The 15,008-nt window shown below is 35.8% G+C and carries 17 protein-coding genes; 3 read left to right on the forward strand and 14 right to left on the reverse strand.

Annotated elements, in window-relative coordinates; genetic code table 11:
- Positions 1-233 precede the first annotated feature (233 nt).
- A complete protein-coding gene (locus NE544_RS10160; protein WP_118114491.1) occupies positions 234-1,418 on the forward strand; it encodes an acetyl-CoA C-acetyltransferase in 1,185 nt (394 codons plus the stop codon).
- Positions 1,419-1,699: 281 nt separating this feature from the next.
- Here the strand turns inward: NE544_RS10160 and rbfA are convergent, their stop codons facing one another.
- From rbfA to gmk, 7 genes are all read right to left on the reverse strand, one after another.
- Positions 1,700-2,038, reverse strand: a complete 339-nt coding sequence (gene rbfA / locus NE544_RS10165) for a 30S ribosome-binding factor RbfA (protein WP_256269253.1) — start codon at positions 2,036-2,038, stop codon at positions 1,700-1,702.
- A 1-nt stretch (position 2,039) separates the two neighbouring features.
- Positions 2,040-3,893 carry a translation initiation factor IF-2 gene (infB, locus tag NE544_RS10170; protein ID WP_256269254.1) on the reverse strand — a complete coding sequence of 618 codons (1,854 nt, stop codon included), beginning with the start codon at positions 3,891-3,893 and terminating at the stop codon, positions 2,040-2,042.
- Between the two features lie 8 nt (positions 3,894-3,901).
- Entirely contained in the window at positions 3,902-4,192 is a 291-nt protein-coding gene (locus NE544_RS10175) for a ribosomal L7Ae/L30e/S12e/Gadd45 family protein (RefSeq protein WP_256269255.1), read from the reverse strand.
- Positions 4,185-4,445 (reverse strand): RNase P modulator RnpM, encoded by a 261-nt coding sequence (rnpM, locus tag NE544_RS10180; protein ID WP_117571801.1) that lies wholly within the window; start codon positions 4,443-4,445, stop codon positions 4,185-4,187. The genes NE544_RS10175 and rnpM overlap by 8 nt, the downstream gene beginning before the upstream one ends.
- Positions 4,446-4,456: 11 nt before the next feature.
- Positions 4,457-6,070 (reverse strand): transcription termination factor NusA, encoded by a 1,614-nt coding sequence (gene nusA / locus NE544_RS10185; RefSeq protein ID WP_256269256.1) that lies wholly within the window; start codon positions 6,068-6,070, stop codon positions 4,457-4,459.
- 10 nt (positions 6,071-6,080) lie between these two features.
- Positions 6,081-6,539 (reverse strand): ribosome maturation factor RimP, encoded by a 459-nt coding sequence (gene rimP, locus NE544_RS10190; protein ID WP_117923879.1) that lies wholly within the window; start codon positions 6,537-6,539, stop codon positions 6,081-6,083.
- A gap of 96 nt (positions 6,540-6,635) precedes the next feature.
- Positions 6,636-7,214, reverse strand: a complete 579-nt coding sequence (gene gmk / locus NE544_RS10195) for a guanylate kinase (RefSeq protein ID WP_117923877.1) — start codon at positions 7,212-7,214, stop codon at positions 6,636-6,638.
- A gap of 105 nt (positions 7,215-7,319) precedes the next feature.
- On the opposite strand from gmk, the gene NE544_RS10200 reads away from it, so the two are divergent.
- A complete protein-coding gene (locus tag NE544_RS10200) occupies positions 7,320-8,954 on the forward strand; it encodes an NFACT family protein (protein ID WP_256269257.1) in 1,635 nt (544 codons plus the stop codon).
- A 28-nt stretch (positions 8,955-8,982) separates the two neighbouring features.
- On the opposite strand, the gene NE544_RS10205 is transcribed toward NE544_RS10200, so the two are convergent.
- The 7 genes from NE544_RS10205 to NE544_RS10235 are packed head-to-tail and all read right to left on the reverse strand — an operon-like array spanning position 8,983 to position 13,678.
- Positions 8,983-9,291, reverse strand: coding sequence for a (Fe-S)-binding protein (locus NE544_RS10205; protein WP_118114485.1), 309 nt, complete (start codon positions 9,289-9,291; stop codon positions 8,983-8,985).
- Positions 9,292-9,293: 2 nt separating this feature from the next.
- Positions 9,294-9,476: a hypothetical protein gene (locus tag NE544_RS10210; RefSeq protein WP_256269258.1), complete on the reverse strand. Its 183-nt coding sequence runs from the start codon at positions 9,474-9,476 to the stop codon at positions 9,294-9,296.
- Complete coding sequence (locus tag NE544_RS10215) at positions 9,476-10,051, reverse strand: electron transport complex protein RnfA (RefSeq protein ID WP_117571602.1); 576 nt, start codon at positions 10,049-10,051, stop codon at positions 9,476-9,478. Before NE544_RS10215 ends, NE544_RS10210 begins: the two co-directional genes overlap by 1 nt.
- Before the next feature lies 1 nt (position 10,052).
- Positions 10,053-10,712 (reverse strand): electron transport complex subunit RsxE, encoded by a 660-nt coding sequence (rsxE, locus tag NE544_RS10220; RefSeq protein ID WP_117571603.1) that lies wholly within the window; start codon positions 10,710-10,712, stop codon positions 10,053-10,055.
- Positions 10,713-10,725: 13 nt separating this feature from the next.
- On the reverse strand, positions 10,726-11,235 hold the full coding sequence (locus tag NE544_RS10225) for an FMN-binding protein (RefSeq protein ID WP_256269259.1): 510 nt from the start codon (positions 11,233-11,235) through the stop codon (positions 10,726-10,728).
- Complete coding sequence (locus NE544_RS10230; RefSeq protein WP_256269260.1) at positions 11,232-12,374, reverse strand: RnfABCDGE type electron transport complex subunit D; 1,143 nt, start codon at positions 12,372-12,374, stop codon at positions 11,232-11,234. Before NE544_RS10230 ends, NE544_RS10225 begins: the two co-directional genes overlap by 4 nt.
- Before the next feature lie 11 nt (positions 12,375-12,385).
- The gene (locus tag NE544_RS10235) at positions 12,386-13,678 is read right to left on the reverse strand and encodes an RnfABCDGE type electron transport complex subunit C (protein WP_227990886.1); all 1,293 of its coding nucleotides are present in this window, start codon (positions 13,676-13,678) and stop codon (positions 12,386-12,388) included.
- A gap of 136 nt (positions 13,679-13,814) precedes the next feature.
- Here NE544_RS10235 and NE544_RS10240 point away from each other — a divergent pair, with 136 nt between their 5' ends.
- Positions 13,815-14,900, forward strand: coding sequence for an FAD:protein FMN transferase (locus NE544_RS10240; RefSeq protein WP_256269261.1), 1,086 nt, complete (start codon positions 13,815-13,817; stop codon positions 14,898-14,900).
- Positions 14,901-15,008 lie beyond the last annotated feature (108 nt).

A 15,008-nucleotide genomic window follows, 5' to 3' on the forward strand; every position in this document is an offset into this window, starting at 1 on the left:
AAAATATACAAAAAAAGACAATTTCATTTTGGAAATTGCCTATATACAATAAAAAGCCTATGTCCTTACGAAAAGGTATAGGCTTTTGTCAACAATCTGCAATAAGGAGACATGTTCTCCTTATTTCTTTAAATTCACTTGTGAATTTTTTAATTTGTGATTGATTTTCATCATTCACTATGTTAAAGTTTAAAAGGTAAATGACTAATAGTCTTACATGGAGGAATATTAATATGACAAAAAAAGTAGTTTTAGCAGGTGCATGTCGTACTGCTATTGGTAAAATGGGTGGAGCTTTAAGTAACACTCCAGCTGCTGAATTAGGTTCAATTGTTATTAAAGAAGCATTGAACCGTGCAGGTGTTAAACCTGAACAAGTTGACGAAGTATTAATGGGATGCGTTATCCAAGCTGCTCAAGGACAAAACGTTGCTCGTCAAGCTAGTATTAAAGCTGGTCTACCAATTGAAGTTCCTGCCGTAACATTAAACGTTGTTTGTGGATCTGGTTTGAACTGTGTTAACCAAGCCGCTGCAATGATCATGGCTGGTCAAGCTGATATCGTTGTTGCTGGTGGTATGGAAAACATGTCAATGGCACCATATGCTATGACTAAAGCACGTTTCGGTTACCGTATGAACAACGCTACTATCGTTGATACAATGGTAAATGATGCATTAACAGATGCATTCAACCACTACCACATGATGATCACTGCTGAAAACATCTGTGATCGTTGGAACTTAACTCGTGAAGAATTAGATGAATTCTCAGCTAACTCTCAACAAAAAGCAGAAAAAGCTATGGCTGAACACAAATTCGATGATGAAATCGTACCAGTTCCAGTTAAAGTTAAAAAAGAAATCGTTGAATTCAAAGTGGATGAAGGACCTCGTCCAGGAACAACTGTAGAAACATTAGCTAAATTACGTTGCTGCTCTGGTAAAGAAGGCGGAATGGTAACTGCTGGTAATGCTTCAGGAATCAATGATGGTGCTGCTGCAATCGTTGTTATGAGTGAAGAAAAAGCTAAAGAATTAGGTGTTACACCAATGGCTACTTGGGTACAAGGTGCATTAGCTGGTGTTGAACCAGAAATTATGGGTATTGGACCAGTTGCTGCAACTCGTAAAGTTATGGAAAGAACTGGATTAACGGTTGATGATATGGACTTAATCGAAGCAAACGAAGCTTTCGCTGCTCAATCAGTTGCTGTTGCTAAAGAATTAGGATTCGATATGAGCAAAGTTAACGTTAACGGTGGAGCCGTAGCATTAGGACACCCAGTTGGAGCTAGTGGATGCCGTATCCTAGTTACTTTACTTCACGAAATGCAAAAACGTGATGCTAAGAAAGGTTTAGCTACACTTTGCATCGGTGGTGGTATGGGTTGTGCTACTATCGTAGAACGTGACTAATTTGCATTAATAATAACTAACTACTTCAAAAAGAGATTCAGCCAATAAACTGAATCTCTTTTTTTTTTGCTTTTTACAATTCAACAAATTTTTCTGTTATAATCAATTTAAAGGAGCTACTATAACTATGAACACAAATCTAAATCGAATATTATTTATTTTCGCAGGGATATGTTTTATATTCACATACTTCTTAACAAAGAATTTTACTTATCTACCATTAGGACTCTGTTCCTTAATACTATCGACAAACAAAAAAAGAGAAGATCGTTAAGTCTTCTCTATTTTTCTATTTCCTTTAAGATGTTTTCAATCTTATTTCCCTGTTCAAGACTTGTATCTTGAATAAAAATCAATTCAGGCATCTTACGGATCTTGATTTTCTTTGCAACACCGGAACGAATGAAACCCTTTGATTGATTTAAAACACGCATACCTGCATCATTACGACCTTGTTTACCAAGGAATGTAACATACACTTTAGCTTGTGATAAATCATTTGTACATTGTACATCCGTTACCGTGCAAAAACCTAAGTTCGGATTTTTCAATTCAAATTGAAGAATGTGTGAAATCTCTCTTTGAATTGTCATCTCCATACGTTCTGTTTTTAATGACATACTATTCTTCCACTTCCTGATCTTCGAAGCCTTCTATAATATCTCCTACTTTAATATCGTTAAAGTTTTCAATTGTCATACCACATTCGTAACCATTTATAACTTCTTTAACATCATTTTCAAAACGACGTAATGATCCAAGTTTACCAGTATAAACAACAATACCTTCACGAATCAAACGTACTTTACAATCACGCTTCATCTTACCATCTGTAACCATACATCCGGCAATCGTACCCACCTTGCTAACTTTATAAATCTGACGAACATCCGCCTGACCAATGACAACTTCTTCATATACTGGTGCAAGCAGACCCTTCATAGCTGCTTGTAATTCTTCTAAAGCTTTATAAATGATGTTGTGCAAACGAATTTCAACACCTTCTTCTTCCGCTTTTTTACGAATAGCAGCACTTGGACGAATATTGAATCCATAAATAATCGCATTTGAAGCACTTGCCAATAAGATATCTGATTCAGTAATAGTACCTACAGTGGAACGGATGACATTGATACGAACATTTCCATCCACTTCTAGCTTTTCCATACTTGCCTTTAAAGCTTCGGCAGAACCTTGAACATCGGCTTTGATCAAGACATTGATTTCTTGAACATCACCCTCATCAATTTTCTTAGCTAAATCTTCTAAAGACATAGCGCTTGTTGAATTACGTTCTTTTTCAATTTGTTTATCCAAACGATGACCTGCAATTTCAGCAGCCTTCTTATAGCTATCATAAGACATGAATACATCACCAGCTCTAGGAACTTCATTTAAACCAATGATTTCTACTGGACAGCTTGGTTCAGCATGTTTGATTTCCATACCACGATCGTTTGTCATTTTACGAACACGACCATAACTAGTACCAACTACAACACTATCTCCTGTATGTAATGTACCACGTTGAACTAACAATGTGGCAACAGGTCCACGACCTTTATCCAACTTGGCTTCAATTACTGTACCAGAAGCATTTGTATCTGGATTTGCCTTTAATTCTTGCATATCCGCCACTAGCAACATTGTTTCCAACAATTCTGGAACACCAGTTCCCTTTTTAGCAGAAACTTGAGTAAAGATTGTATCTCCACCCCATTCTTCAGGCATGATTCCAAGTTCACTCATTTCAGACATGATACGATCTGGATTTGCGCCTGGCTTATCAATTTTATTTACCGCAACTACAATTGGAACACCTGCAGCTTTGGCATGGTCTACCGCTTCTTTTGTTTGTGGCATGACACCATCGTCCGCCGCAACAACGATAATAACGATATCGGTAACTTCGGCTCCACGAGCACGCATAGCTGTAAATGCTTCGTGACCTGGTGTATCTAAGAATGTTACCTTTCTACCCTTTAATGATACCTGATATGCACCAATGTGCTGTGTGATACCACCAAATTCATTTTCCGTAACATTCGCTTTACGAATTGTATCCAATAATGTTGTTTTACCATGGTCAACGTGACCCATGATTGTGACAACAGGAGGACGAGGTACTAATTTAGATTCATCTTCTTCTACATTTTGAAGTTGTTCTTCAATATCATCTTCGTCAACAACAACCTCTTTATGTACTTCCACATTGAAGTTCATACAGATCAATTCAATATCCTCATCAGACAATACTGTATTGATTGTTGACATATTTCCCATCATAAATAAGAATTTAATGATTTCAGAACTATTTTTGTGAAGCAATTGTGCTAACTGACCTACAGTAATCGCATCACTATATGTGATTTCCTTTACTGCTTCTTCCTTTTTAGGTGCATTAGACTGATACGAACTCTTATGCCCTTTTCGATTTGGTTTCTTTTTGTTTTTATTGTTGTTGTTATAAGCCATCGAATCACCTAACCTTTCATCTTTTCGATAATCGCTTTGGCAAAGCCACTATCTACAATCGTAATAGCACTCATCTTTTTATAAGAAACATCATCTAATACAGATGGTTCTACCACTATATACGGCACATTGTAATATGTGCATTTATCCTGAATCTTCTTCATACGGTTTTGTCCGCATAAAGAAGATACAAGTACAAGTTTTGCTTGAGATTTTTGAATACTAACAAGTAAAGAATCACCCTTTGCTACTTTACCAGCACGATAAGCCAGTTGTATCAAATTCGTAACTTTATTCATTGGTAATGATTGCTTCTAATTCCTGATAGACTTCATCGGGAATTTCAGTTTCTAAAGCTCTTTGTAAAGCCTTATTCTTTTTGGCAAGAGCCAACGTTTCTAAACTTTTAGAAATATAAGCACCATGCCCATTCTTTTTACCTGTCAAATCGATCTCAATTGTTTGTTCAGGTGTACGTACCACACGAATCAAATCTTTTTTTGGGAAACGCTCTTGTGTTACGACACATTTTCGCATTGGAATCTTACGCATGAAACCAACTCCTAGTCATCATAATATTCGTCATATTCTTCATAGTCAACATCATCGTCCCAGGCATTTTCATCTTCATATTCCTGTTCTTCGATTTCAGCCAACTCTTCTTCTGAATAGATTGGTTTCATATCTTCGTAGTTGAATTTTTTTACTTCAACTGGTTTCTTTTCTTCCTCAACCTTTTCTTTTTTAGGTTTAGAAATTTGAGGCTCCTCTTGTTTGTTTGAAGCATCCGCCATAGATTCAAATTTAGAAGTGTATTCTTTGACATCGGCAGCTGTCTTTTCTTTACGATTTTGTTTCGCAATACGAGCCAATTCTTCCATTTCATCGACTTTTTTTTCTTCAACTGTATTTTCTTTTTCAAATAAAGTATCTTGAGAATGTTCTTCAACAGCATCCACTTCTTCATCTTCATAAGTAAAATCAGCTACATCAATATTTTCGATATCAGTTTCATTTGACTTTAATTCTTCAATCTTCTGTTGTTGCTTATAAGCACGTTCTTTGGCTTTCTTTTCTTCGTATTCTTCTTGCATTTTTGCACTAATAGCCATGTAATCAATACCCAATTCCTGCATTTCACTTTCAGATTTGATATCGATCTTGTGATTTGTTAATTTAACAGCCAAACGCGCATTTTTACCACGCTTACCAATCGCTAATGACAATTGGTTGTCTGGAACAACTACGATCAATCCATCTTTTACATTTTCATTTGGAATCACCGCAACACCCACACTAGGGCTTAATGCATTCGCAATTAACTCACTAATGTTGTCAGACCATTCGAAAATATCGATTTTCTCACCATTCAATTCTTCAATGATTGTTTGTACACGACTTCCACGAGGACCAATACATGCTCCAATTGGGTCAATGTTTTCATTGTGTGAATAAACGGCAATCTTACATCTTTCACCAGGATCACGAGCAATAGCTTTAATTTCAATAATTCCATTGTAGATTTCTGGAACTTCACGTTCAAATAAACGACGAACAAATACTGGAGTTGCACGAGACACTAAAACTTGAGCACCCTTTGTTTCTTTGTTGACTTCAGTAATCACAACTAAGATGTTGTCGCCTTCCTTATAATGTTCTGTTGGAATCTGAGCTGATTTTTTCATCATCGCAAACGTTTTACCAATATTTACAATGACGAATTTTTCTTCAACCGTTTCAATCGTTCCTAAAACCATTTCATCGACTTTGTCACAATATTCTTCGTAAACCAATGCTTTTTCGGCTTCACGAATCTTTTGTTTCATTACGTTTTTGGCAAGTACAACAGCCGCACGATCAAAATCTGTAAAATCTACTTCTTCTCCAACCATATCACCTAATTGAATGTTTGGATTTTCTTTTTGAGCTTCTTCCAATTCGATTTCTAATTCATCATCTTCCACTTCTTCAACAACCATACGCTCGTGATAAATGTGAATCGTTCCAGCCTCAACATCCACACGAACATAAGCATCTGGAATTTCGATGTGTTTGCGGTAAGCCTTTGTCAAAGCTTCTTTTAAAGCATCTTCAACAATTTCTTTCGTTAATTGACGATCTGTTTCAATGCCCTGTAGAGCTTTTGCTAAATCTGCAACTTTAATTTTTGATTTCATCTTTTTTCTCCTATACCTTTACAGCCGTCATAATCAGCTGAATGTTACTCTTTTCAATAGTGATCTTCTTTGTTCTTGTTTTATCACGATATGAAATCGTTACATCATTTTCTGTAGCTTCAATTAGATCACCGATGACTTGATCTAAGCCTTGTTTTGGATCTTTCATTTTGACAAAAACATATTTGCCAACTGCCCTTTGAATTTCTTCATCCGTACGAAGCTCTCTTTCCGCTCCTGGCGAACAAACTTCAAGCATGTATTCTTTGGCATACCAGTCTTTTTCATCAAGCATTGTGCCAATCGCATCTGAGCAAGTCGCACAAGTATCCAAATCCATTGTACCGTCTTCTTTTTCAACCGAAACTCTTAATAATGGTGTGCCCTGATTTGTAATCCATTCTAATTCATACAAATGGCATCCATTGTCATTAAGAACTTCTTCAATCCATTCTTTAAGATTGTCCATACATTTCTCCTTAGTAGCAAAATATAAGGAGTGGTACGACCCACTCCTCGAATTTCTATACAATCTATTTATAGCACAAAAAAGCTTTTTTTGCAACTATTTGTTTTCTTCAAGCTCAACATGACGAAGAATAATCGTCTTGATTAGCTCAGCTGCAAGCTTTGGATCATCATTACATACAATATATTTGTATTGTGATACCATCTTCATTTCATTGCTTGCCTTGGCAAGACGCTGTTGAATGATTTCTTCAGGTTCTGTGCTACGACCACGAATACGTCTTTCCAATTCCTCCATTGAAGGTGGAATAATAAAGATAGAAATCGCATCTGGACACTTTTCCTGTACTTGAATCGCTCCCTGCACTTCAATTTCCAATAAGACATTCTTTCCTTCATCGCGCAAACGATTGACTTCCTTTAAAGGTGTTCCATAATAGTTTCCGACAAACTCGGCCCACTCTAAAAGCCCACCTTCTTGAATGGCTTTCTCAAAATCTTCACGTGTTGAGAAGAAATAATCTCTTCCATCCACTTCTCCAGCACGTGGTTTACGTGTTGTCATTGATGTAGAATACGCCAAATTTAGACGTTCATCTGTTTCAAAATATTTTCGAATTGTCCCTTTTCCAACACCACTAGGACCGCTCAAAATGATTAATAAACCTCTTTGCATGACAATCTTGCTCTCCCTCTTTTCATCCATTTTACAAGTCCAAACCATGTGTGTCAAATTTAATTTAACTATGTTATAATTCTTATCAGACTAAGGAGGTCCACTATGGCTATTGACGGATTATTTTTATACAATATTCAAGAAAAATTAAACGCATATACCCCATGTAAAATTGGTAAAATACAAAATATCAGCGATGAAGAAATATTGATTCATCTACACACACGAAATGAAGGAAACCAAAAGCTTGTCATTAATGTACATTCCAACACAAACCGTGTATATATCGCAAACTTTATTCCCAGCATTCAACCAGAACCATCCAACTTTGTGATGGTCTTAAGAAAGCTCTGTTCACAAGCCATTGTCGAATCTTTTGAACAAGTAGGCTATGACCGCATTTTATGTTTACACTTATCTTGTCGCAATGAATTTCAAGACCTTGTGAAATACGATCTAAATATCGAACTCATGGGAAAATACGCCAATATGATCTTAGTTAAAGATGGCGTAATTGTAGATGCATTAAAACGTATTCCTGTATTTGAAAATGCCAAAAGATTCATTCATCCAGGCGCAAAGTATGTAGCTCCTACTCAACCAGAGAAGAAAAATCCATTCGAAATCAAAGATATCGATTTAGATCAAAGTCTTGTTAAACAGATCTATGGCTTTTCACCCTTACTATCCAATGAATTTATGTATCGCATAAAAAACAACGAAAAATACATCGATATATTAAATGAAGTAGTGAATTCAAATATACTCTATATCTATAAAAAAGACTTTCATTGTATTGAACTCAAACATTTAAATGAACAACCAAAGACCTATACGATCATGGAAGGCCTAAATCATTTATATGAAGAAGATGAACAAAAAAAGCGGATCAAAGAACAATATGGCGATATCATTCGTACTGTAGAAAAGGAAAAATTAAAGCAAACAAAAAAACTTCCAAAGCTAGAACAAGCCTTAGAAGATGGAAAAGATTATCATAAATATCAAGAATATGGTGATTTGATCTTTGCGTATATGTACCAGATTCAAAAAGAAAAAACAATTGTATTACCTTCTTTTGAAACCAATGAAGATGTAACAATTCCAATTGATATGCGTTATGATCTAAAAACAAATGCGAATAAATACTATCAGAAATATCATAAGATGAAGCGTAGTTTAGTGATCTTAGAAGAACAAATTGAACAATGTAAACAAGATATTGAATACTATACACAACTCGAAGAACAGCTTCAACACTGCAGTGTCTTTGATGCTGGAGAAATACGAGAGGAACTTGTTAAACAACGTGTATTGATGCCTAAAAAGGACAATAAACGTAAAAAGAAGAACAATAAGCCAAATGTCCTTCATTTAGTGTTTGATGATTGCGAAATCTATGTAGGTAAGAATAACATACAAAATAACTATGTAACACACCAAGTCTCTAGAAAGAATGATTTATGGTTCCATGTGAAAGACTATCATGGTTCTCACGTACTATTAAAGAGTGAAGACTTTACTGAACCACAAATTCGATTATGTGCAATGTTAGCCGCGTATTACTCCAAAGGCAAAGATTCAAGTTCTGTACCCGTAGATTATTGTTTGATCTCACAAATCAAAAAGGTACCTGGATCTAAGATTGGTTTTGTGACAATGAAATCCAATAAGACCATTTATATTGACCCAGATGAAAATTATTTATTAGAAATCATTAAAAATCATCAAATAAAGTAAAAGAGATGGAAAATTCCATCTCTTTCTTTTATCCTTTTACTTCGACTGTAGAACCATCAGGACCTGGTGTGTTTTTCAAGTAATCAACGATTTCTTGACGCTTTTCTGCTTTACAAGGTTTACAGGCGATATGATCCATATCACCTGATACCAAAGCTTCAGCCATACCACTACATCCAGGGAATCCACAACCACCACAGTTATATCCAGGTAGTAATGATGTTACTTTCTCTACACGTACGTCTGCTTCTACTTTTAAATATTTGTCGGCAACACCTAGACCTAAGCCAAGTACTGCACCAAGTACAAGCATCATAATTACGGCTACGATTACCATATTTATTCTCCCTTCACTTGATTATGAGCTGGATTGTTTGTACAGGCATAATCCTTACATCCATCACAATCCGCTTTTAAATCTTCACACCCTTCTGGTCTGGGTGTTTTTTTATTCATTAAATACAAAACAATATAGATGGCGACTAATGCACCAAAGAACAATATTGCCAATAAATATTTCATTATACAATTCCTGTAAAGCAAGAGAATGCCATAGCCATGATGGCAGCCACAATCAAGGCGATTGGATTACCAACGAATGCATTTGGAACTTCACTTTGTTCTAGTCTTTCACGAATTGTAGAGAAAATGAATAATACAAGGGCAAATCCTAATGGAGTACCGATTGAGTATACTAACATTTGTGCAAAGTTATAACTATTAGAAATATTTACTAAACATACATTCAAAACAACACAGTTTGTCGTGATCAATGGTAAGTAAACACCTAATGATTTATAAAGTGCAGGACTTGTCTTTTTAATGAACATTTCTGTTAATTGAACTAAAGAAGCGATTACCAAGATAAATGTAATCAAATCCATAAATTCAAGTTGTAAAGGTACAAGTACTAAATAATAAAGTGCATATGTAACAAGTGCTGCAACAACGATAACGAAGACAACGGCAACACCCATACCGATTGCTGAGCTTTTCTTTTTAGAAACACCCATGAATGGGCACATACCTAAGAATTGAGTTAAGATAACGTTGTTAACTAAAACACTCGTTACTAAAAGTGCCATTAATTCACCCATCTTACTTTTCCTCCTTCGCTGCAGCTTCTTCTTTTGCTGTTACATGTTGTTTATAAGCACCAACAGCAGCGGCTAAAACCGCAAATGTAATGAAGGCTCCAACACTAGATCCAAAGATACTCACTGTGAAGTCTTCGGGAATAATGTGTAAGTTTAACCAAACTTGCGCTTCGTTAAATGGGTTTACCACTTTGATTCCACCTGTTGAAATCAATTCACGAATAAATGACATCGCTAGTACTGCTAGAGTATATCCTAAACCCATTCCTAAACCATCAAGAGCTGAATCTAAAACGCCGTTTTTACTTGCGAAAGCTTCTGCACGACCCAAGATAATGCAGTTAACTACAATCAACGGAATGAATACACCTAAGCTTGTATTTAAACTTGGCGCATAGGCTTGAATCAACATTTGAATGATTTTTACCAATGTGGCGATGATGACAATATAAACAGGAATACGAATTTCATCTGGCGTAATTTTACGAACACATGAAATAATCACGTTGGACATGATCAATACGATAATAACACTAACACCCATACCAATCGCATTGTTTACAGTTGTAGTAATGGCTAGTGTTGAACAAATTCCTAAGAACAATGAGAATACTGGGTTATCTTTAATTAAACCCGCTTTAAAGTTTTCAAAACGATTCATCTAGATAACCTCCTTACTTTAATGTATCGACAAGTTTTGCCGCTTCATGAATACCACTAACAACAGGTCCAGAAGAAACAGTCGCACCAGAAATTGTATCCAATTCACCAGTCGCATCTTTACCTTCTAGAGATTTTTTAAATGGAGCTTCTGTTACTTGTGATCCTAAACCTTTTGTATCGCCATTGCTGATGGCATTGTATTTGTCGATTTTCTTACTATCTTTATTAATAGAAACTAAGAATACAGTTCCTTCTTTATATCCACTTACACTCATGTTGAAGATATAAACGTTTTTATATTCATAAACCTTTTGAACCGTTTTAGAATCCAATTTTGCATCTACCAATTTAAAATCATTGGCGTTCGCATCTGGATACATAGCTAATAATGATTCTTTTTCTTGTTTTTCGTTATTTGCAGCAATAACAGGGGCCGTCATCTGATTCGCAAATGCCAAGGCACCACCGGCAACGGCTGAAACAATAGCCAAGAATAAACCTAAATGTACGATCTTGTTCATAGTGTTACCTCCACTGTTTCAACAACAGCTGCAGTTTCAGGAACCGTATCTACCTTTTGAATGGAACTAGCTGCATAGAAGCTTATAGCTAAACCAATCAAAGCTAGACATACACAAACAATTCTTGATTTTTTTACCAATTCCAATTGTTTTCCATCGAAACAAGATTCGATCCAAGGCGTAAACATATTCATCAATAAAATGGAATATAAACATCCTTCTGGAAGATTTGCTTTTAAACGAACTAAAGTTGTTAAAATTGCTGCACCCATCGCAAATACAACACGACCACTTGCACTTGTTGGACTTGTGACTGGATCTGTCAACATAAATACAGCACCAAAAATAACACCACCAGTTAATAGGTGCAATAATGGATACCAGATAATAGCTGGAATTCCATGGTATGAATCAATGCCTGTAATAGCCGCTACAACAGCTGTTAACACAAAGATTGTTCCTAAATATACAGCCGGAACTCTCCAATCAATAATTTGACGAACCGCAAGTACTACACCAATAATCAAAATCAAGATTGAGAATGTTTCACCAATAGATCCAGGATATGTTCCTAAAGCTAGACCTGCAAAGCCTCCATATTGAGACAAGAATGAATCCAATACAGCCGCATTGCTTGGTAACCAATGATAAGTGCTCGCAATCACTGTTGTTGGTGTTGCTTGTGAAATTAGACCTACACTAACACCTGTAAAAGCTTGTAGAATCACAGCACGTCCTACAGCTGCAGGGTTAAAGATGTTTTGTCCAAAACCACCAAATAATAATTTTGCAAGTACAATTGCGAATACTGTCGCAATAATAACTGCATAACAAGACATATTCACAGGTACCATCAAAGTTAAAATGATAGCTGTTACCCATCCAAATGAGCTCTTTAAGAAAGTTTTAACATCTTTCTTCATAATCTTTGCGAAAATGGATTCGCAAACGAATGTAGTAATTAAAGAACAAGCTAATAAAAGAACACAATGTAAAGCAGCACTAGCTCCCCATGCAGAGGCATAGTAAATAACGGCTGCTGCAAACACAACAAGTAAACTTAAAGATAATTCTTTCATGATACGTTGTGTTGACAAGTTATTCTTAATGCTTGGACTTACATGAAAAGTAAATTTCATTTGAATCCTCCCTACTTTTTCTTAAGCATAACAATACGTTTTGCCTTACGAACATTTTCAGTTACATCAATATGAGATGGACAAATATATGTACACATTCCACATTCGATACAACTCATAACGCCACGTTTTGACATTTCGTCAACGTCATTGGCTTTCAATGCAGCTGTAATTCTTACTGGCTGTAAACCACTTGGACAATGATCACTACATTTACCGCAACGTAAACATGCGATCGCATCATCGTTTGCAGCTGGAAGTACAGTTAATGCATTCATAGCACGATCAACGACAAACATATCATTGACAATGGTTTTACCCATCATAGGTCCACCTGAAATCAAGCGGACAGTATCTTGTGTATATCCACCACAAGCTTCGATAATTTCACTAACAGGCATACCAACAGGTACACATACGTTGTGAGGATCTTTTACACATTCCCCACTAACCGTTAGATTCTTTTGTGTGATGGCTTCTCCTTTTTCAAAGGCTTTCGCAATCGCGATGGCACTTGAAGCATTTCCGATGATAGCACCCGCTTCAGCAGGTAATCCACCATATTCTTTATGTAATACTTCACGCACTAAAACACGTTCCCAACCCATTGGATACACATCAGGGACTGGACGAACCTCAACACCAGCCGCATCTGTCAATACAGATTTCACTTTTTCAATTAAATCTGGGTGAGACTCTTTAATACAAATGTAAACCGTTTTAGCTTCAGCCATTTTCTTCATGATTTTTGCACCTGTAACTAAATCTTTGGCATCATCCATGACAGATCGATAATCGGCTGTGATATATGGTTCACACTCTACGGCATTGATCAAAACATAATCAACTCCGTCTGGCTTCATATATTTTACATAGGTTGGGAAACCAGCTCCACCTAAACCAACAATACCTGCATTCTTTACAAAATCAACACACGCTTCACGAGTAGCACTTTGCCAGTCTAATGGCGCAAAAGATTGAACTTTGGTTTGTTTAAAATCGCATTCAATCACCATGTGATTTTGTGGACGCAAAGAATTGTGCATACGCTTAACAATTCCTTTGTAAGTTCCAGAAACACTTGAATAAATTGGCACATAAAAACCTGACTTTGTTTCAGCCAGCTTTGTTCCAACGGATACAGTATCTCCCTCTTCAACAAGAATATCAAAGTCTAAAGTACGGCCTGCAACCAAAGGAATATAGACTTCCTTTTTAGGCATAAGATGTAATAATTCAGACTTTTCTGTCAATTCTTTTTTACCAGGGATATGCTGTCTCATTGGTCCTAAAAATAGTGACATATAAATCCTACCTCCCATTTACACTTTTTAATCATAGGCCTTTTTTTTCACAAGTTCAAGAATTTTTTGACAATTTCCCACAATTCAAATATATACTGACATTTACATTAAATTCATTTCATCCTATAATACTTTTATGCAAAAAAATAAATCCATTCTATCCTGGCTGGTTATATCCGTATGCTTTCTCATCTTTATTAGTTCCGTTATATTCTTTGTTCAAAATAAAGGTAATGAAACAACAGAAAACCTAAACGTTACATTAACAGATGTTGGCTTTGACACGCCCATTACACTTAATTGCTCATGTTCACAAGCCGATTTTGCCAAGTATACAAAGATTGTAAGAAAGACATTTAAAGAAAACAATAAACGCTTTGATCAGTACCACGCCTATAAAAATATGAATAACCTATATACATTAAATCATGAAGCTTATAATCATCCGATTCAAATGGATGAAACCTTTATAGATTGTTTAAAACTAGCCATGCAGATGCAGTCTGAAAACTCACAATTTGATATCAGCCAAGGCGCACTTTTAAATCTATGGCATGAGGCTAGAGAAAACACACAAATCCCTCCAAGTGATGACAAGATTCAAGAAGCTTTAAATCATATTGACTTAGATAAAATTCAAATATCTGGTCATGAAGTATCTTACTTAGATCCAGAACTATCCATCGATCTTGGTGCCATTGCCAAAGGATATACGGCTCAACTTGCCAAAGAAGCATTAAATAAAGCTGGTCTAACCAATGGATATATCAATGCGGGAGGTAATGTTGTCTTACTTGGTGAAAAAGAAGATGGCGCAAATTGGAAGATTGGTATTCAAAGTCCAGATGCAAGTGATGCCCTAGTTCAATATTCAACAAAAAAAGCCACTTGTTTAGTTACAAGTGGAGATTACCAAAGATATTTTACATATAAGAATAAAAAATATTCCCATATCATTGATCCTAAAACCGGTTATCCTGCAAACTATGTTCGAAGTGTAACTGTCATCACAAAAGATTCAGGCAAGGCCGACGCCTTAAGTACAACGTTGTTCTGTATGAGTGTAGAAGATGGAAAGAAATATTTATCCACACTGGATTATGATGTACAAGCGATATGGATCGTAGATAAAGATAGTGATGTTTCATCGGATTTAGAAACAAAAGATTATAAAATAATCACAACGGATAAAATAAAAAACAGAGTAACTCTTGTCAATTAGAGTTACTCTCAGATTGTTGACAAAAGCCTATACCTTTTCGTAAGGACATAGGCTTTTTATTGTATATAGGCAATTTTCGAAATGAAATTGTCTTTTTTTGTATATTTT

Origin of the sequence: Holdemanella sp. MSK.7.32, assembly GCF_024460475.1 — a bacterium.
GTDB lineage: Bacteria > Bacillota_I > Bacilli_A > Erysipelotrichales > Erysipelotrichaceae > Holdemanella.